This window comes from Haloarcula japonica DSM 6131, assembly GCF_000336635.1.
GTDB classification, from domain to species: Archaea; Halobacteriota; Halobacteria; order Halobacteriales; family Haloarculaceae; genus Haloarcula; species Haloarcula japonica.
In genome coordinates this window covers 48,398-67,363 of sequence record NZ_AOLY01000037.1, presented here as the reverse complement: position 1 = coordinate 67,363, position 18,966 = coordinate 48,398, and the positions used below count along the sequence as shown (strand labels likewise).

The 18,966-nt window shown below is 62.0% G+C and carries 14 protein-coding genes; 10 read left to right on the top strand and 4 right to left on the bottom strand.

Annotation, left to right across the window (positions count from 1 at the left end):
- Positions 1-19: 19 nt before the first annotated feature.
- Both C444_RS11595 and ppc read right to left on the bottom strand, forming a co-directional pair.
- Positions 20-472 carry a universal stress protein gene (locus C444_RS11595; RefSeq protein ID WP_004593027.1) on the bottom strand — a complete coding sequence of 151 codons (453 nt, stop codon included), beginning with the start codon at positions 470-472 and terminating at the stop codon, positions 20-22.
- Between the two features lie 97 nt (positions 473-569).
- The gene (gene ppc / locus C444_RS11590) at positions 570-3,266 is read right to left on the bottom strand and encodes a phosphoenolpyruvate carboxylase (protein ID WP_004593026.1); all 2,697 of its coding nucleotides are present in this window, start codon (positions 3,264-3,266) and stop codon (positions 570-572) included.
- A 151-nt stretch (positions 3,267-3,417) separates the two neighbouring features.
- Here ppc and C444_RS11585 point away from each other — a divergent pair, with 151 nt between their 5' ends.
- From C444_RS11585 to C444_RS11545, 9 genes are all read left to right on the top strand, one after another.
- A complete protein-coding gene (locus C444_RS11585; protein WP_004593025.1) occupies positions 3,418-4,122 on the top strand; it encodes a helix-turn-helix domain-containing protein in 705 nt (234 codons plus the stop codon).
- 855 nt (positions 4,123-4,977) lie between these two features.
- The gene (locus C444_RS11580) at positions 4,978-6,387 is read left to right on the top strand and encodes an ABC transporter substrate-binding protein (protein WP_004593024.1); all 1,410 of its coding nucleotides are present in this window, start codon (positions 4,978-4,980) and stop codon (positions 6,385-6,387) included.
- 2 nt (positions 6,388-6,389) lie between these two features.
- Entirely contained in the window at positions 6,390-7,202 is an 813-nt protein-coding gene (locus tag C444_RS11575) for an ABC transporter ATP-binding protein (RefSeq protein ID WP_004593023.1), read from the top strand.
- Positions 7,199-7,897, top strand: coding sequence for an ABC transporter ATP-binding protein (locus C444_RS11570; RefSeq protein WP_004593022.1), 699 nt, complete (start codon positions 7,199-7,201; stop codon positions 7,895-7,897). The genes C444_RS11575 and C444_RS11570 overlap by 4 nt, the downstream gene beginning before the upstream one ends.
- The gene (locus tag C444_RS11565; protein WP_004593021.1) at positions 7,894-8,883 is read left to right on the top strand and encodes a branched-chain amino acid ABC transporter permease; all 990 of its coding nucleotides are present in this window, start codon (positions 7,894-7,896) and stop codon (positions 8,881-8,883) included. Before C444_RS11570 ends, C444_RS11565 begins: the two co-directional genes overlap by 4 nt.
- Positions 8,884-9,019: 136 nt before the next feature.
- The gene (locus C444_RS11560; RefSeq protein ID WP_004593020.1) at positions 9,020-10,183 is read left to right on the top strand and encodes a branched-chain amino acid ABC transporter permease; all 1,164 of its coding nucleotides are present in this window, start codon (positions 9,020-9,022) and stop codon (positions 10,181-10,183) included.
- Between the two features lie 148 nt (positions 10,184-10,331).
- Complete coding sequence (locus tag C444_RS11555; RefSeq protein ID WP_004593019.1) at positions 10,332-11,186, top strand: alpha/beta fold hydrolase; 855 nt, start codon at positions 10,332-10,334, stop codon at positions 11,184-11,186.
- Positions 11,179-12,813, top strand: coding sequence for an AMP-binding protein (locus C444_RS11550; RefSeq protein WP_049909444.1), 1,635 nt, complete (start codon positions 11,179-11,181; stop codon positions 12,811-12,813). Before C444_RS11555 ends, C444_RS11550 begins: the two co-directional genes overlap by 8 nt.
- A gap of 54 nt (positions 12,814-12,867) precedes the next feature.
- Entirely contained in the window at positions 12,868-14,739 is a 1,872-nt protein-coding gene (locus C444_RS11545; RefSeq protein WP_004593017.1) for a hybrid sensor histidine kinase/response regulator, read from the top strand.
- An 80-nt stretch (positions 14,740-14,819) separates the two neighbouring features.
- Here C444_RS11545 and C444_RS11540 read toward each other — a convergent pair whose 3' ends face one another.
- Positions 14,820-16,010, bottom strand: coding sequence for a mandelate racemase/muconate lactonizing enzyme family protein (locus C444_RS11540; protein WP_004593016.1), 1,191 nt, complete (start codon positions 16,008-16,010; stop codon positions 14,820-14,822).
- Positions 16,011-16,316: 306 nt separating this feature from the next.
- The gene (locus C444_RS11535) at positions 16,317-17,393 is read right to left on the bottom strand and encodes a tyrosine-type recombinase/integrase (protein WP_004593015.1); all 1,077 of its coding nucleotides are present in this window, start codon (positions 17,391-17,393) and stop codon (positions 16,317-16,319) included.
- A gap of 837 nt (positions 17,394-18,230) precedes the next feature.
- Between C444_RS11535 and C444_RS21835 the strand changes: the two genes are divergently transcribed.
- Positions 18,231-18,947 carry a hypothetical protein gene (locus C444_RS21835; RefSeq protein WP_152420810.1) on the top strand — a complete coding sequence of 239 codons (717 nt, stop codon included), beginning with the start codon at positions 18,231-18,233 and terminating at the stop codon, positions 18,945-18,947.
- Positions 18,948-18,966 lie beyond the last annotated feature (19 nt).

Sequence of the window (18,966 nt, the reverse complement as noted above, 5' to 3'; positions counted from 1 at the left end):
AAAACTCCTTTTCGGTGTCCTAATCCTCGCCGCGGACGAACGTGACCGGACACGGCGCGTTCAGCATGACTTCCTGTGCGGTGGAACCGAAGACGGCCTTCCCGGTCGGCGAGCGCTTGCGGCCGCCGACGACGATGAGGTCCGAATCCGTCGCTTTGCCGAGGCTGACGATCTGCTCGCCGTGGTTGCCCACGGCACCGCGGACCCGGGTCGCCAGGCCGGCGTCGTTGAACCGCGAGACGAGCTCCCGGACGGTTGTGTGGCGGTCAGCGACCTCATCAGGGTCGGCTTCGCCGGTAGATTCGAATTCGAGCCTGTCGACGACGCCGTCGTACTGGTCGTCGGTGAATACGTGTGCGACGATAACCGTCGCACCGGCCGGGCCCGCGATATCGAGCACAGCGTCCGCGAGTTCGTCGATTCGGTCGGCGTCGTTCGGTCCAACTGCGAGAAGAACAGTTTCGAGTGCCATACCGGCTACTCCGGGGGCAGACGCGTAAATCCTTCGATGGGTACTACTTTCATAGTAAGTCGCCCCCACGACGCCTCAGCCGGTGAGTTTCAGTGGTTCACCCGGTGTTTTTCATCCCAGCCGCGATGCCCTGAACGGTCAGCCGCAGGGTCCGACGCTCAGTTTCGGTCCGGTGGGACTGCTTGAGCAGGCGAACCTGCAGCAGGTTCAGCGGATCGACGTACGGGTTCCGGCGCTCAAGGTTCTCCTTGAGCCAGTCCCGCGAGAGCAGGCCATCCTGCCCGGTGATTTCGAGCACCTTCTGGACGGTGTCCTCGTACTCCTCGACGATACGCGGATAGATTCGCTCGCGGAGTTCGGGGTCGGCGAGATCGGCGTACTCCTCGGCGATTCCGAGGTCGGTTCGGGCGAGCGCCAGCGACGCGTTGTCGAGTTTCGTCCGGAAGAACGGCCAGTTCTCGTACATTTCCTGGAGGGTTTCCATGTCGCCGCCGTTTTCGAGATAGGCATCCAGCCCGGTCGAGATGGAATACCAACCGGGGATGATACAGCGGGCCTGCGTCCAGGAGAACACCCACGGAATGGCCCGCAGGTCCTCGACACTGCGGTCCTCACTTCGGGAAGCCGGCCGCGAGCCCATGTTGAGGTTCTCGATGACGGTGATCGGCGTCGCCTGTTCGAAGAACTCGACGAAGCCGTCCGTTTCGAGCAGGTCCTGATATTCGTCGCGGGCGGCGTCGGCCGCCGTCTCCATCGCCTCTTCCCACTCGTCGGGGATCTCCTCGACGGGCTCCTCGATAGCGTTCTGGCGCGCCCGGATCTGGGCGTTGAGCATCTGTTCGAGGTTCCGCTCGGCGATGTCGTGGTTGGCGTACTTCTCGGCGATGGCCTCGCCCTGCTCGGTGAACTTGATCTGGCCGGTCACCGTCTCGTTTGGCAGGGCCAGCATGGCGTCGTTCATCGGACCGCCACCGCGGGAGATGGAGCCGCCGCGGCCGTGGAACAGGCGCATCTCCACGTCGTAGTCGTCGGTGATGTCCGCAAGTCGCTTCTGGTTGTTGTACAGCGACCAGTTGGCGGCGAGGAAGCCGTTCTCCTTGTTCGAGTCGGAGTAGCCCAGCATGATCTCCTGAATGTTGTCACGGGCTTCCAGCGCCTGGGAGTAGGCTTCGTTCTCGAACAGCGTGCCCATGATGCGGCGGGCACCGGAGAGTGCGTACTCCGACTCCAGCAGCGGGACCACGTCGAACCCGCAGTAGCCGGGCAAGTCGACGATGTCGACCTGATCAGCGAGGAACAGGACCTCAAGCGCGTGGCTGGGCTCCTCACACCACGAGATGGCGTAGGTGTCGATAGCGTCGATGCCGAACTCGTTTTGCCAGTCGGCGGTGGCACGGAAGCGGTCGAGGACGCGGGTGGCATCCTCGGAGAGCCCCTCGGTGTCTTCCATGTCGATGACGGGGTTGTCCTGCAGGATGGCCTCGGTCAGGAACTCGACGCGCTCGTCCTCGTCCATCGCCGCGTAGTCGATGCCTTGCCGGTCGACAGCCTCGGTGATGGCGTCGGTGTGCATCTTCCGGTGGTCGCGCAGGTCGAGGCTGGCGAGGGTGAAGCCGAACGTCTCGACCTTGCGGATCAGCGGGTCGACGTGGGCCTCGGCGATGACTTCGGCGTCGTTCTCCCGAAGGCTGTCGGCGATGACGCGGAGGTCGGTCAGCAGTTCCTCCTCGTTCTCGTAGCCGCCCTGGCGAACGTCGCTGACCCGGATGACGGATTCGCGCATCAGCCGGAGCTTCTGGCGGTAGGGCTCGTCGGGATACCGCTCCTCGGCCTCCGTGGCAATGCCGGGGAGCCTGGATTTGTGCCGGTCCAGTCGCTCGTTGAACAGCGCGTCGGTCGCGATGTTCGAGGCGTCCTGACTCAGCACGCCGGAGAGTTCCTTGAGCTTGGTCCGGTACAGCGGCAGCACGGTTTCGCGCTGGCGCTCCAGCGTTTCCTCGGTCACTTCGGTAGTGACGAACGGGTTCCCGTCTCGGTCAGACCCGGCCCACGAGCGGAACTCGTAGAGCGTGTCGATGTCGATGTCCTCGTCGTACACGTCTTCGAGGGTGTGTTCGAGTTCGTCGTACACCTCGTCGATGACGTCGAACAGGACGTTTTCGAGGTACCACTGGACGTTCAGCGCCTCGTCGGTGACCTCCGGGCGGCGGTCCCGGACCTGCGGGGTCTGCCAGAGGCTCGTCACTTCGGCGTCGAGGTTCCGCTCGATACGCTTCTGTTCGCGTTCGGTGAGCCGCCGTTCGTCGAGTCGTTCGATGTCACGGGCGACCGACCGGAGCTTCGCTTTCACCGTCTTCCGGCGGGCCTCGGTCGGGTGGGCCGTGAACGTCGGCTGGATGAGCACGTCTTCAAGGACCTGCTCGAACTCCTCCGGGTCTGCTCCGCGTTCGGCCAGATCCCGGACAGCTTCCTCGACGCTGTCGGCCAGTACGCCCTCCTGACTGCCTTCCCGGATTTCACGGACCCGTTCGCGTTCCTCAGCGAGATTGATAAGTTCGAAATAGGTGGTAAACGCGCGTGCAACAATGTCCTGTGTCTCCGGGTTCAGTCGGTTCAGTGCCCGATGGACTTCTTCCCGCGTCTCGGTATCTCCGCGCCGGTAGTCGATACACGAGTTCCGGATCGTTTCCACCGTTTCGAATGCCTCGGTCGAGGTCTGTGCCTCCAGCACTTCGCCCAGGAGCGCGCCCAACTCCCGTACGTCCTGGTTTATCTCTCTGGCGTGCAAAGTCATACCACTTCATCCAGAACCGAGCCCTAAAACACTATTGAAACGGTGTATCAGGGATAGACGTTCGTGAAGAACCCGGTTGCGAGATAGCTATTATTAACCATGAGGTTCTTTACCGTCTCACACAAATCACACACGAGACAGTGGACTGCCAATGATAGATATCGCCCTGGACATGGAGCAGTATGACTGCCCGTTCATCGACACGACGGCAGACCACGATGTCGCTTTCGCGGCCGTGCACTGGGACTTCGACCAGCGTGCCCGGGAACTTGAGACGCGGATGGTTGTCGAGGCTGAGGACGTAGGGGTACTCGATACGGGGCTGGACAGCTTGCAGGCTCACGAGAACATGAACGACTGTACGCTGTTGCGCCGCGAGGACAACGCCGCTCACATCCGGACGACTATCGAGGAAACGGCGGCGATGCAGACCATCAGGGACAACGGCGGCTACATCACCGGGCCGTTCCACATCGAGGCGGGCAGCGAGACCTGGCACGTCGGCTTCGACCGCGGCCGGGACGCCGACACGACGCTCTCGGAACTCGACCGCGACAACGAGTACGACGTGATCGAGCGCACGTCGACGACACTCCCACAGCTGCAGGACCTCGTGCAGAACGCCGGCGCGGCGATGACGCTCGTGGACGGCTGTCGGGACCTCTCTGATACCGAACGCGAAACGCTGGAAACTGCCGTCTCCGAGGGCTACTTCGAGTCGCCCCGGGACGCGACGCTGGGGTCGCTGGCCGAGGACTTCGGCGTGTCTAAGCCCGCCGTCTCGAAGAACCTGCGGCGCGGCGAGCGGAAGATGATAGAGCGCGTCGTCAAAGCGCTGGATGACATCGAAGACTGATTTCAGCGTGGCTGGTAGCTTGGTCGCTTGCCACCCAGACTGTCAATAAAGGGGGTGTACACTACGGCTTCCGAAGGTAGCCAACCGACCGGGGCCTGACTGTCTCTGCTGTACGACTGGGATATAGTATAGGTGTTATACATCCAGCTGCTCCGACATCAACGGTATCGGTCGAGATAGACCAATTATCGACTGTACCGCTGTCCGTCCTTATCAGCTGAAAGATATACCTAAAAACATATACTAAACAATTCTCAACAAGAGAACATTCTACCCATGGAAATCAGTAGGACGCTCCGGAATCAAATCCCATCTGTCGGTCTCAGCTTAGCCGGATTCTACGGTTGCTGGTTGGGAATCAAGCAGTACCGGACACACCTGCGAATAGATCCCAGCCACGAGCTCGGACTCCTCGCTGAAATCATAACTCTCGCATACCTTCTATTCGGAATTACGCTACTATCTGTCTCAGTGTGGGCATCATTCCGTCAACGACCAGTGATACCGACAGTGGTGCTTGTTTGGGTAGCAGCCCTCAAAGGGACCTTTGTCGCAGATATCTACTCTATTTCGTCCAACACACAGTTCGTGGTGGCCCTTGGGCTGGGACTCTCTCTTATTCCCCCGTTACTAACGTGGGTGACCACTGAGATGTACCGAGTAACAGTTGCTGAAGCAGTTACGTAGCAAATCAGCAAACCGCTAGGAGAGCATAATTCGCCAATCGAGGAACGGGACAGGCCGTCTACTAGCACTTTCTGACAGTCTCAGTACGGACGAAAACTGCGTTCTGGACGCCGTGTTAACATGTTAACTCAGCACACTATGTGGCTGACGAGTGTACAATAATCTGTTATGCAGAATACGGCTACACGGAGGCGCGTTCTCGGCGCGCTCGGTGCCGGTGTTGTCGGGCTCAGCGGCTGTGTCAGTGACGACTCATCCATGACTGAACAGGACGATTCGGACGGCGGTATGACGGATAGTAGTACGAACGGTGGATCGGGCGGCGGCTCGACGCAGACCGTCAGTATCGGCGTCCTTCAGCCCCGCGCTGGTGACCTGAAATACTACGGCGACCAGGCGCTGTGGGGGTTCCTTTCCGGGCTGGCGTACAAGGGTGAGACCGACCCGCCGGCCGACCCTGGCAGCGGTGAACTGACAATCACTGCCGGCGACACAGAGTACCGCCTGCTAATACGAGACACGGAGTTCTCGGCGGATACGGCCCAGACCGCGGCGACGAACCTCGTCGAAAACGAGGACGTGGACATGCTGGCCGGCTGTGCGTCCTCGGCGGTCGCCAGCCGGGTCGTCACGACGGTCGTCAATCAGGCGCAGGTCCCTATCATGCTCGGGCCGGCGGCATCAGCTGATATTACGTCCAACGCAGAGACCTGTAGCGACCTCGTCTACCGTGCGAGCGAGAACACTGCGATGGACGCCCGCTCGGGCGGGAAATACGTCGCCAGAGAGACGGACGTGTCGAGCGTCTACCTGTTCGGCGCGGACTACAGCTTCGGCCGCGCTGTCGTCAACAACTACCGGGACGTGCTGGAATCGGAGGGCGTCGACATCGTCGGCGAGCGCTTCGTCGAACAGGGCTACGCCGAGTGGGAGGGTCTGCTGGACAACGCCGAAGAGGCTGGCGCTGAGGGCGTCGTCGGCGGGTTCACCGTCGCAACGCTCCCGGCGATGTTCAACGCCTTCCTCTCGGGCGAGTACTCTTACCGCGTGTTCGGCGGCTTCGCCACCCGAATCACCAACAGCGTCGTCGGCGGGACGATGCAGAGCGTGCTCGGCGAGCCGCTGACCGAGGAGAAGATCAGGAACTCCCGGCTGGGGCCGTTCACGACGCGCTACCACTGGAACCAGTACGACAACCCGATCAACGACGCATTCGTCGAGAGCTACACCAACGCCTACGGCGTCGTCCCGGACCTCTTCACCGCGGGGACGTTCACCGGCGCGTCGGCGATTCACCAGGCCATCCAGGAGAGCGGGTCCACCGAGGGTGCGGACATCGCCGACGCCCTGAAGGGGATGACCGTCACCGACACGCCGAAAGGCGAGAACGGCTACACCTTCCAGGAGTACAACAACCAGGCGCGCTCGGCGATGACCGTCGCGAACCCGATCCCGACGACTGACGAGTGGGCCGACAACTGGGGCGCGGCCATCATGCCCGGTGAACCGCTGGCCCGCATCGGTGCCGACGAGACGACCATTCCGCAGGACAGCGACCAGATGGGCTGTTCACTGTAGGCATGCTCAGGACACAGGGACTGACCAAGGAGTTCGGGGGACTCGTCGCCGTCGACAGCGTCGACTTCGAACTGGACGCCGAACTCTGCTCGCTCATCGGCCCGAACGGGGCCGGCAAGACGACGTTCTTCAATCTGCTGACCGGCAGCCTCTCGCCCACCGAGGGCACGGTCGAACTTCGGCGGAACGGGACCTGGGAGGACATCACCAACGTGTCGCCACACGAGACGGCCAGCAAGGGCATCCATCGCTCCTATCAGGTGACGAACGTCTTCCCCAACAGCACGGTGCTGGAAAACGTCCGGGTCGCCGAGCAGGCCCACAGCGACGACGCGACGACGTTCTGGCGCAACGTCGACCGCTACGAGGAGTTCACCGAGCGCGCGTGGGCCATCCTCGACCGGGTGGGGCTCTCCCACCGGGCCGAAGACCTCGCGAGCACGCTGAGCCACGGCGCGAAGCGCAAGCTCGAAGTCGCCATCGCGCTGGCCGGCGATCCCGCCGTCCTCCTGCTTGACGAGCCTAACGCCGGCGTCTCCTCGGAGAGCGTCGACGAGATCCGGGACCTCATCGAAGCGGTGGCGGAGGACTACCCGGTCCTGCTTGTCGAGCACAACATGGATATCGTGATGGGCGTCTCCGACCGCGTCGTCGTACTGCATCAGGGCGCGGTCATCGCCGACGGACCGCCGGCCGACGTACGAGCGAACCCCGACGTACAGTCGGCGTACCTCGGCGGCTACGAACCGGGCAGTCTCGACGACGATACGACTGCGGTCGGGTCCGATCCTGACTCGGAGGAGGGAACGGCGTGAGTCTGCTCGAACTCGACGGCGTCCACACGTACTACGGCGACAGCCACATCCTCGAAGGCGTCGACCTCTCCGTCGAGGCGGGGGAAGTGGTCGCGCTGGCCGGGCGCAACGGCGTCGGCAAGACGACGACGCTCCGGACGATTCTGCAGTTGACGCCGCCCCGAGAGGGGTCGATAACGTTCCGCGACGAGTCGCTGGTCGGCCTGGAGACACACGAGGTCGCGTCTCGGGGGGTCGGCTGGATTCCCGAGGACCGCCGGATATTCGGCCAGCTGACGGTCGAGGAGAACCTCCGGGCGGCGATTCCGGACCCGGACGACGTAGCTTCGGGCCTCCAACTCGCCTTCGATTCGTTCCCCATCCTCGAAGAGCGCCGCGGACAGGACGCCGGCACGCTGTCGGGGGGCCAACAGCAGATGCTCGCCATCGCCCGCGGGCTGGTCGGCGACAACGACTTACTGCTGGTCGACGAACCCAGCGAGGGGCTGGCCCCCCAAATCGTCGCCGACGTGGCCGAGGCGCTCTCGAAAGCGAGCGAGGACATGACGATGCTGCTGGTCGAGCAGAACCTCCCGCTAGCGCTCGATCTAGCCGACCGGTTCTACATCCTCGACAAGGGCCGCGTCGTCGACGACGGCGACACGGCGGCGGTGACGGCCGACGACGAACGGTTCCGGAGGTATCTGTCGGCATGATACTCGAAGCGCTCGCGGAGTTTCTGACGCTCGGCGAACTCGGCGGCGTCATCGTCAATGGGCTCGCCAAGTCGGCGCTGTACGTGATGATCGCCAGCGGCCTGACGCTGATTTTCGGCCTCATGGGCGTGTTGAACTTCGCCCACGGGTCACTGACGATGGTCGGGGCGTATCTCGGTGGCCTCCTGATGGTCGTCACGGTCACCGGCGGAACGGCCCCGATTACCCGCCTCGGCCTGTTCTTCATCGCTATCGTCGTCGTGTTCGCGCTACTGACGGTGCTTGGCGGGGCTATCGAGACGACCATCATCCGGCCGCTGTACGATCGGCCGCCGATATACCAGATCCTGCTGACGTTCGGGCTGACGCTCGTCATCGAGGAGATCGTCCGCATCGTGCTGGGTATCTACGACCTCCAGCCGCTGTCGGACTGGCAGGCCGCACTGGCGACCAAACCCCAGTTCCTGCGCGAACCGGTCGCGCTCGGCCCTGTCAGCGCCGGGTGGCTGTCGCTGTTCCAGATACTCCTCGGAACTATTACCGTCGTCAGCATCTGGGCGTTCCTCACGAAGACCCGCTATGGCCTGTACATCCGCGCCGGGAGTGAGGACACCGAGATGGCGTCGGCGCTGGGCATCGACGTTCGGCAGGTGTTCACGGTCGTGTTTGCGCTCGGGATCGGTCTGGCCGGCGCGGCCGGAACGCTGCTGATGTGGGACCCGACGTGGGGCGCGAGCGTCCCGCTGGCGGCCGAGACGCTGCTGCCGGCGTTTATCGTCGTCATCGTCGGTGGTCTCGGGACCTTCCGCGGGACCGTCGTCGCCGCGCTGGTCGTCGGGATGGCCGACGCGGTGACGACCTGGTGGTTCCAGAACGTCATCGAGTTCACGGGCCTGCCGGAACTGGTGCTGTTTCTGGTCCTCGTCGTGACGCTCATCGTCCGCCCGCAGGGGCTGTTCGGCGTCGAGGAGGTGGGGGGCCATTAGCGCCGAGACCGAGGCCGACGCCGAGCCGGCGTCCGAGCCACCGGCGACGGCTGTCGAGACGGATTGGCCCCGCGAGTACCTGCGGGACCACACCGCCCACATCCTCGTCATCGCCCTGCTGGCGCTGTACCCGCCCGTGTATCACACGCTGTTGAACTCGCCGGTCAGCGCCGAGACGCAGATGCTCCTGCCGACCGTGGAGACGATGGTCGGCGTCCTCTATTTCGGTCTCTTTGCCATCTCCTTTGACTTCATCAGCGGTTACACCGGCTACCTCTCCTTCGGCCACGCGGTGTTCTACGGCACCGGCGCGTACACGGTCATCCTCATCGCCAACGGGAAGCTGCCGCTTCTTGGGCCCGGCACGCCGTTCATGCTGTCGCTCCTGGTCGGCGGCCTCATCGCCATCGCCCTGGCGATACTCGTGGGACTCGTCTCGTTCCGGCTGTCGGGCGTCTACTTCGCGATGATCACGCTCGGCTTCGCGCAGGTCTTCTACGTGTTTGTTCGCGGCTGGGACTACGTGGCGACGAATCCACGCGACGGTCCCGCGGTCGGACCGAGCCACGCCGAAGGGTTCCAGATCGGAGCCCCCGGCATCGACCAGCTATCGCTGTCAATCGGCGTGCTGACCGGCGACGAGGTGGCACTGCTCGGGTCGACGCTGTCCGGGACGGAAGTGTCCTACTACATGATCGGTCTCGTCGTCCTGGTCTGCTACTTCGCGATGCAGCGCGTCATCCACTCGCCCTTCGGCCGCGTGATGATCGCCGTCCGGGAGAACGAGGAACGCGCCGTCGCCATCGGTTACAACACGTACCTGTACAAGCTCGGGGCCTTCGCCATCAGCGGCTTCTTCGCGGCCGTCGCCGGCGGCCTGTTCGCCGGCTTCAAGCGCTCGGCCAGCCCGGAGAACTCCTTTTACTTCCTAGTGACCGGCGACGCCCTGCTGGCGAGTATCATTGGTGGCTTCGGCACGCTGGCGGGCTCGCTGTACGGCCATCTGTTCGACGAAACGGTGAGAGAGTTCCTCTCGAAGGCCGGCCAGGGCGGGGGGCTGTTACCCTATCTCCGCGCGCTGCTGGGCCAGGAAACGCTTGACGCGACGCTGGTCGGCGAGACGACTATCGGCGGGCTCATCGACCTGCTGTTGAACGGCCATGCGAGCCTCTACGTGGGTCTCGTGTTCGTGCTGTTCGTCCTCTACGTCCCCGATGGACTGCTCGGGACGCTCCGAGCACGCGTCGGCGGGACGTTCGCCGATGCGCTGCCGGCGAAGCTCTGGGGTGATTCGGAATGACGAAACCAGTGAAAACGCCCGTCGAACCGCCAGACTGTACGACGACCTCGGCGTGGGGCAGCCACTCTCTACCGGGTCGGCCCACGGAGACGCATCGCCAGCGAGACGACACGCGGTGTGACCACCCGAAGACGGAGCCAGTAAAGCAATGACTGCGGAACCGGACCACTTGAAGGATATCCAACCAGAAACAGACAGTATGCAATACGCGACCAACGACGGCGTCGACATCGCCTACGAGCGCGAGGGGCCGCCCGACGCCGAGACCGTCGTCTTCGTCGAAGGCATCGGCTATGGCCGCTGGATGTGGCTGTGGCAACAGGAGGCGCTCGTCGAAGAGTACGAGACCATCGTATGGGACAACCGCGGCACCGGGGACTCCGACGAACCCGAAGGCCCGTACACGATGCGTCAGATGGCGAGTGACCTGGAGGCTGTGCTCGACGACGCCGGCGTCGAGCAGGCTCACATCGTCGGGGCCAGCATGGGTGGGATGATCGCCCAGCAGTACGCCCTGGCGTACGACCGCGCCAGGTCGCTGACGCTCATGTGCACCTCGCCGGGCGGACCGGAGGCCAAGCCGGTCCCCGAAGAGACCCAGCAGCGGATGTTCAACGTTCCCGAGGGCCTCGACGAGCGTGAACTCAGGCGGTACAAGATGCAGCCCGCGCTCTCGGGTTCGTTCATGGAGGCCCACGAGGACCTCATCGAACGCATCATCGACTGGCGCATCGACAGCGACGCCAGCGACCGGGCGCTCGAATGGCAAGGCGCGGCCGTTCAGGCCCACGACGTGTCTGATCGCCTCGGGGACATCACAGCCCCTACCCTCGTCATCCACGGAACCGCCGACGAGGTGGTCCCCTACGAGAACGGAGAACTGCTGGCTCGGGGCCTTCCCAACGCCGACTTCATCACCGTTCACGGCGGCCCGCACCTGCTGTTCATCGAGGAATACGATCGCGTCAACACGCAGATACGGGAGTTCATCGACGATGTCTGAGGGGATGCCACAGGAGTGGGTCGGCGCCTGGAGCGAGCGCCGGGCGGCGCTTACGCCGGACCGTGAGGGTCTGGTCGACGCGACGACCGGCGAGCGGTTCACCTACGCCGAACTGGACCGGCGAGCGAATCGGACCGCTCGCCTGCTCCGGCGACATGGCGTCGACGCGAACGGTGATGGGACCGACACCGTTGCGGTCGTCTCACGGAACCGCCCTGCCGTCGTCGACCTGTTCTTCGCCACCGGCAAGACCGGGAGCCGACTGGCACCGCTGTCCCACCGACTCGCGCCCCCCGAACTCGCCGCCCTTCTCGACCGCGTGGCCCCGGAACTCCTCGTTGTCGAGACTCCCTTCGCCGAAACTGTCTCGACGGCGCTGGAGCGTGCAGATACGACCGCCCCTCAACTCATCCATCTCGAAACCGCCACCGACGGCGCGTCCTCGGCCGCCACGCTCGACAGCACGCCCTACGCTTCGGCCCTCCCCGAGGACGGCTCGCCCGTCGAGACGGCACCCCCGGCCCCCGGCGACACGCACCTCCTTCTCCACACTGGCGGGTCGACTGGGACGCCCAAAGAGACGAAAATCACCCACCGCGGTATCGTCTGGAACTCCCTGAACACGATCACGGCCTGGGGGCTGCGCGAGGACGACGTGACGCCGATGGTGTTTCCGATGTTCCACACCGGCGGCTGGAACGTCCTCACCGTCCCGCTGTGGCACATGGGCGGGACGGTCGTCATCGCCCGCGAGTTCGACCCCGGCGACGTACTGGATACCATCGACACCGAGGGGGGGACCGTCCTCGTCGCCGTCCCAGCGGTACTGCGGATGATGACCCAGCACGACCGCTGGGCGGAGACGGACCTCTCGACGCTCCGATTTGCCAAATCAGGCGGCGGCCCCTGCCGCAAGAGCGTGATGGATACGTGGTGGGACCGCGGCATCGATCTCTCGCAGGGGTACGGTCTCACCGAGTGCGGCCCGAACAACTTCGCGATGCCAGAGGGGTGGCCCCGCGAGAAGGCCGACTCGGTCGGCAAGCCGGCGATGCACGTCGACGCCAGAGTCGTCGAACCCGAAGACCGTGACAACGAAGCCAGCCCCGCCGGCTCACGGGAGTCAGTCGACCCCGGTACCGTCGGCGAACTCCAGTTGCGCTCGCCCCACGCCGCGACGGGCTACCTCGACAACGCCGACGCCACCGCCGAGACGTTCGGCGACGGGTGGGTGGCGACCGGAGACCTCGCCCGCGTCGACGCGGACGGCTACTACTACATCGAGGGTCGTACCAAGCATATGTTCGTCAGCGGCGGTGAGAACGTCTATCCCGCAGAGGTCGAGGACGCTATCGCCGACCACCCCTCGGTCGGTGAAGTCGTGGTGATTCCGGTCCCCGACGACAGGTGGGGTCAGGTCGGGAAGGCCGTCATCGAACCTGCGACCGATAGCACGACGGGCGGGGCCGGCGACCGGCCGCTGACGCTCAACGAACTCCGGACGTTCCTTGACGGTCGCCTGGCCCGGTACAAACACCCCCGCGAGATTTCGTTCGTCGAGGCGATGCCAACCAGCGGCCCGGACAAGATCGACCGGGGTGCAATCTCGGACCGATTCGGGGCGTAATCCGTCAATGCAGGCGTAACTTCAAGAGGGGTGATGCAGTTCTATTTACACAATATGTCTGACACGTATGCGGTTGCGGACTCAATACACGTGTTGCAGGTAGACGACACCCCGCTACTCGACGAGACTGTCGAGTTCCCGGATGGACGAGACCTGGACTTGCTTACACTGACGACGACTGACCGGGCTGACAGTGCGCTCGAACGCCTCGAAGACGACGCTATCGATGGCATTGTTGCCGCGGACGACCTCCCGGACCGATCCGGCCGTGCATTCGTCGACGCGGTCCGCGAGCGGGACAGCGATGTCCCGGTACTGTTGCTGACCGAGTCGGAATCCGTCGCCACTGACGCGGTCTCGAACGGGGCCACCGACGTTTTCAGAAGAGACACAGCTGTTGGGCGTGGTGACCTCCTCGCCAATCGGATTCGGTTGCTCGTCGAACACCACCAGTCGACAGCAATCGCTAGCCAGACCAGACGGCGACTCACAGAGCTGGCGGAACAGTCGAACGAACTGCTGTGGGTGTTCTCCGGGGACTGGACTGAGATACAGTTCGTCAATTCGACATACGAAACGATCTACGGCCGTTCCGTCGAATCGTTGCGAGCCGACCCGACGGAGTTTATGACAGCGATTCATCCCACAGATCAGGACAGGGTTATACAGGCGATGCAGCACGTTTCAGCGGGCGATGCCGCCGACCTCGAATTCCGCGTCACCAGACCGGATGGCGAACAGCGTTGGGTGCGGGCCGAGGCGCAACCGATCGTTGATGATGGCACAGTCACCAGAATCGTCGGGGTCTCGCGTGACATCACCGAGCGGAAGCGACGCGAGTCCGAACGCGCCACGGAACTGGATAGCTCCGACACCCCAGTTGATGCCGTGCCGGATCTGTTCTATGCACTCGACGAGAACGGCGATCTTGTTCGCTGGAATGACGCACTGGCGACAGCTACCGGATACACAGACGCTGCTCTCGCGTCGATGACTTTGGCAGCCCTCTTCGCCACATCGGATCGTGAAGGCGTCCGCCAAAGTATCGAGTCGGCTTTCGAGACCGATGAGACATCGTTCGAAGCCGATCTGCTGACCGCCGACGGATCGACAGTCCCGTACGAATTTACCGGCGGCCGGATAACAGCTGCTGACGGCTCGACGCTCGGCGTGGCCGGTATCGGACGAGAGATCTCTACCCACGACAGCCGGCAACAGGCTCTTGAACAACAAAACGAGCGCCTCGACGAGTTCGCCAGCGTCGTGAGTCACGATCTCCGGAACCCGCTAGACGTTGCCCGGGGCCAGCTAGAACTCGCAAAGATGGAACACAACAGCGAGCATCTCGACGCAGTCAAGCGAGCCCACGACCGTATCGGACAGCTCATCGAGGACCTCCTGACACTGGCCCGGAACGGCGAGGCCGCGCTCGACAGCGAGCCGGTGCCGCTCCAGACAGTCGTCGAGCAGTGCTGGCAAACTGTCGAGACCGGCGACGCGACACTGGAGTTGCGGACCTCGGCCGTAGTCCGGGCTGACCCCAGCCGGCTCCGACAACTGTTCGAGAACCTGATCCGCAACAGTGTGGAACACGGACAAACGCCACACACCGAAAGACAGGAAGACGCCGGCGAGCAGCGTGCAACAACCCCGAGATCACAGTCGCAGGGAGCGGCTACCGACCTGACGATAACTGTCGGCGAACTGGACGACGGCTTCTACGTCGCGGACGACGGTGTCGGGATTCCGGCCGACGAGCACGAGGACGTGTTCGAAGGTGGCTACTCGTTGGCTTCGAGTCCCGGGTTCGGCCTCCGAATCGTCGATGAAATCGTCGATACCCACGGGTGGTCGATAACGGTCGCGGAAAGCGACGCCGGCGGTGCTCGCTTCGAGGTCACCGGAGTCGAGTTCGAGACGGCATAACTGTGCCGCACTGAGTGTTATCGGGTGGCCACTACGTCACCCGGTGCCGCCCCAGTCAACACCAGCGTTGGAATCGAACCTTACGCTTCGTCGAAGACAGTGTCGCCCTCGACGACGTGCTCTTCGACAGCGTCGAGATCGAGCGTCAGCCCGAGACCGGGCTCTTCTGGAATCTCGATGTAGCCGTCCTCGATGACGGTCTCCTCGACGAGATCGTCCCACCAGCCGAGTTCGTAGGAGTGGTACTCAACAGCCAGCGAGTTCGGAACCGCGGCCCCGACGTGGGCGCTCGCCATCGTCGCAACCGGTGAGGAGACGTTGTGCATCGCCACCGGGATGTAGTACTGGTTCGCCACGTCCGCGACCTTCCGCGTCTCGCGCATCCCGCCGACCTTCGGCATATCCGGCGCGATCATGTCGACGGCCTGGTTCTCGATGAGCCGCCGCTCCTCGGTAACGCGGTAGCGGTTCTCGCCGACGGTGATCGGCGTGTTCGTGGATTTGGTGACCTCCTCCTGCACTTCGAGGTTCTCCGGCGGGACGGGGTCTTCGAGCCACCAGACGTCGTACTCATCGATAGCTTCCGCGAGGCGCTTGCCGGAGCTACCCGAGTACGTCCAGTGGCAGTCGAAGGCCACGTCGGCCTCGTCTTTGACCTCCTCAGTGACCTTCTCGACGATCTCGGCCTTGTGGCGGATTTCGCCCGGACGGAGGTGTCGGTTCGCGCGGTCCTTTTCGAGGCCGCTCGGGACATCGAGGTCGAACTTCAGCGCGTCGTAGCCCAGTTCGTCGACGACGCGGCGGGCCTCCTCGGCGCAGGCGTCGGCGTCGGCCTCTTCCTCGGTGTGACAGTCACAGTACACGCGCATCTCGTCGCGGTACTTGCCACCGAGGAGCTGGTAGGCTGGAACTTCGAGAATCTTGCCCGCGAGGTCGTGCAGCGCGACCTCGATGCCGGCGATGGCCGTGACAGTCACGCCTTCGACACTCCCCTCGCCGCTCATCTTCTGGATGAGGTGCTCATAGAGTCGGTCGATGTCCAGCGGGTTCTCGCCGACGACGAACGGCTTCATCCGCTCGATGAGTTCCGGGACGCCAGCGCCCCAGTAGGCCTCGCCCGTGCCGACGATGCCCGCGTCGGTGTAGATTCGGACGAGTGTCCACGGGAAGTTCCCGTCGACCATCGTCGTCTGGACGTCGGTAATCTCCACGTCACGGCCGCCCCCGCGCTTGGCGGTGACACCCATTGTTTCCGCAGAGAGCTCCCGCATGGTGTCTGTCTCTTATACATATCTCTGATGGCGCGAGGNCCTTGCCAGCCCGCTCAGAGATGTGTATAAGAGACAGCCTCACAATTCCTGTCAGACCTTGCCTGCTTCCGCCTTCGCTGTCTGATTGATGCTTCAGTCAATCACTGTGGCAGCCAGCCCCCGCTGTCGACATGAGACCACTGCTGTTCAGTCGTATTCCCTGCGTAAAATTTTGAAGTGGGACCGCCGAGTGCCGCGGTTCGTCTCTAGATTCGTTCATCCGTGGGTTGTCGTGGTTGTGACTCATGGGTACTCTGTGAACTGCGGTTAGTCGATGTAGCTACGGCGCGATTCCATCCGCTTCAGCAGGTCCGGCTGGTCGTAATGCGTGCGAATGACCTCTGGAGTCGCGTTCACACGCTCGGCCAGCACCTCCGGCGGCCAGCCTTCATCACGGTGATGCGTAATCGAACCAGTCCGTATCCGGTGCGGAGAACGGGCCGACGGGCAACGCGATTCATAACCGTGGTCCAGCGCCTCGCAGGTGTCCGTATCGCGGTCGTGGGGACACGTCCCGAAACGGCACGGCTGGGTGACGATGTTGAACCGCGAACGAATCGCGCCCTTCGACATTCGACCGGTTCCGCGCTTGCTGGAGAACAGCGGCTTGCGCTCGTGTTCGTCCTCGACCTCGACACGGGTCACTTCGATGTAGTCTTCGAGCAGCTGCCCGATCTCTTCGGACAGGCCGACCGGACGCTCACCATCCTCCTGATTCTTCAGCGGTGTGTCCGTCTCAGGCCGGTGGCGGAAGTAGACGAATGGAACGTCGAACTGGTTGATTTCCTCATCGGTGAGTCCGTCCCGGTGGGCCAGTCGGTCGAGATCGTCGTCGGTCAGGTAGCAGTCGTCCAGGTCAAGCGCACGAAGCGCACCGAGTCGAGCACCAGTATGCCACGCCAGCGCGAACAGCATGTGGTCGCGGCTGGCGTAGTCGAACTGTTCCAGCTTGTGCAGAATCGTTTCAGCACGGTTCGCCGTCAGTTTCTCTTCGTTCGCTCGTTCTGCCTTCGAGAGGGTCGGCACGTCGACTTTCGCGGGCAGTACCGGCGGAACAGCTTCTACGTCGACGCAGAAGTCCAGAAACAGTTTGATCGTCCCGAGTTGCGTGTTCAGGGCGTTCTTCGTCAGCCCGTCAGCACGGCGGTCGGAGTCGTACCGGAACACGTCGCGCCCGGTGAGGTCGTTCAGGTTGTCGATGCCCTCTTCGTCGAGCCAGTCGACGAACTGCCGAACGCGGTAGTAGTAACTCTGAACCGTCTCGTCGGCTTTCTCGGCTTTCTGCCGGTCTATCCACATCTCCAGTGCTTGCCGCGGGGCAAGCGGTTGGAGATCGTCACTCATCGGTGTCCCCCTCGGACGGGGCATCCGGTACTGATTCGACGGCGGACGAGCGAATCCGATTTCAGATTTGACGGGGCAGTCATCCACTCGTGACTGCTGATTGGACGTATAAACCGGACCGTCTCGGTGGGGTGAAAGTGGAACCGTGGGGCTAGGCCCACTGATTACTGCGTTTATCCGGCTTTCTGAATCCACTCTTGAGAAACTAACACGACTACCGGACAACCTCCGGCGGGGTCGAGCGAGGGGTTTAATCCTCGCGGTTGTTTTCGCTAACATGCTTCCGTGGCTGGTTCACGGGAGCCACAGCGGGCCGGTGTTGCAGCACCGGGTCCGCGTTTTCCGAACTGTTGCAGCAGTCCGTGTGACCTCCGTAACTACAAATCAGTCTGTAACACAATAATGGTTTCTAAACCTGTAATGGGCCTAATCATAATAATACCGCAGACCAGAGTTTATTTGACGCATACAACCGATAGACGGTACAATGGCGGGTCGAAAACCAGACGTGACTGATGAAGAAATCATCGCTGTTTTAGAACAGGCTTCCGATCCCGTTTTGTCTACAAACGAAGTCGTCGATCAGCTCCCGATCAAATCTAATGCAACACAAGTACGACTAAAGGAACTCCGCTCCGAAGGCCGTATCAACGGTAAGCAGGCCGGTCGTAGTTGGGTCTGGTGGACTGACGACGGATAGTACGTTCTCCCATCGGGGACTCGGTCGTCGGTTTCGTATCGGGGACTCACTCACCGAACACTTACCGATACAACCCGAAGCACCGGGATTACACTATCAACATTATTAATATATATCACCACCGGGTAATCTATTCCGTGAGCGACAATACCATATTTCAAGCAAGGCCACAACGAAGGGTCCCTACAACTAAACCGAACTATCAAATTGTCACTTCAACAAAAAGAGTCTCCGTTTCTAAAGGTGGCACAGCAAAGTTTAGCGTTTACTTTACTGGATATGGCGAAATTGAACGATTTAAAATGACAGCGTTCGTGGATTATGATTCTCTGCTCTCCGATAGCGGGGGAACAATATCAGTACCACTACATGTAGATGAAGATGATAATATCTCATATGGTGCACCTGCTCTTGAAGAAAATAATCATTTTGTGCATAATATAGAAGCTAATGTAAGTACGATGTATCCATCTGAATTCATATTCTTTGACAGTCCAGCATTTGAATCTCCTCCCGGAGAAAACGCTGAAGATCGAGTTTACCCAACGATCATTTCAGAAGGTGATTGGGGAGACCACGCACCACTGGAAATTGAATTAGATATTTCTGAAGAGGCTGAATCTGGAAATTATGATTTCCAATTTATTTTTCTTTATAGTGGGACACTAGACTCCTTCCAAGAGTCTTCAACAGTAGAAATACACGTGAAATCAGTGGTTGAGGAATACGAACCGTGGCCGCAACGTTTTGCTATATTGGGTGCTTTAGTTGCACTCGCTTCTTTGTTGTACCAAACTGGCATTTTCAGTATACTGTCTTATTCTATGGATTTTTATCTTCAGTTGCCTCTTTAGATATTCAATTAAAAAACAG

What these genes read in the sequence shown, in the direction of transcription:
- C444_RS11575 (WP_004593023.1), top strand. Translation starts at nt 6,390, where the DNA reads ATGCTCAGGACACAGGGACTGACCAAGGAGTTCGGGGGACTCGTCGCC.
- C444_RS11545 (WP_004593017.1), top strand. Translation starts at nt 12,868, where the DNA reads ATGTCTGACACGTATGCGGTTGCGGACTCAATACACGTGTTGCAGGTA.
- C444_RS11550 (WP_049909444.1), top strand. Translation starts at nt 11,179, where the DNA reads ATGTCTGAGGGGATGCCACAGGAGTGGGTCGGCGCCTGGAGCGAGCGC.
- C444_RS11580 (WP_004593024.1), top strand. Translation starts at nt 4,978, where the DNA reads ATGCAGAATACGGCTACACGGAGGCGCGTTCTCGGCGCGCTCGGTGCC.
- C444_RS11555 (WP_004593019.1), top strand. Translation starts at nt 10,332, where the DNA reads ATGACTGCGGAACCGGACCACTTGAAGGATATCCAACCAGAAACAGAC.
- C444_RS11595 (WP_004593027.1), bottom strand. Translation starts at nt 472, where the DNA reads ATGGCACTCGAAACTGTTCTTCTCGCAGTTGGACCGAACGACGCCGAC.
- C444_RS11540 (WP_004593016.1), bottom strand. Translation starts at nt 16,010, where the DNA reads ATGCGGGAGCTCTCTGCGGAAACAATGGGTGTCACCGCCAAGCGCGGG.
- C444_RS11565 (WP_004593021.1), top strand. Translation starts at nt 7,894, where the DNA reads ATGATACTCGAAGCGCTCGCGGAGTTTCTGACGCTCGGCGAACTCGGC.
- C444_RS11585 (WP_004593025.1), top strand. Translation starts at nt 3,418, where the DNA reads ATGATAGATATCGCCCTGGACATGGAGCAGTATGACTGCCCGTTCATC.
- ppc (WP_004593026.1), bottom strand. Translation starts at nt 3,266, where the DNA reads ATGACTTTGCACGCCAGAGAGATAAACCAGGACGTACGGGAGTTGGGC.
- C444_RS11535 (WP_004593015.1), bottom strand. Translation starts at nt 17,393, where the DNA reads ATGAGTGACGATCTCCAACCGCTTGCCCCGCGGCAAGCACTGGAGATG.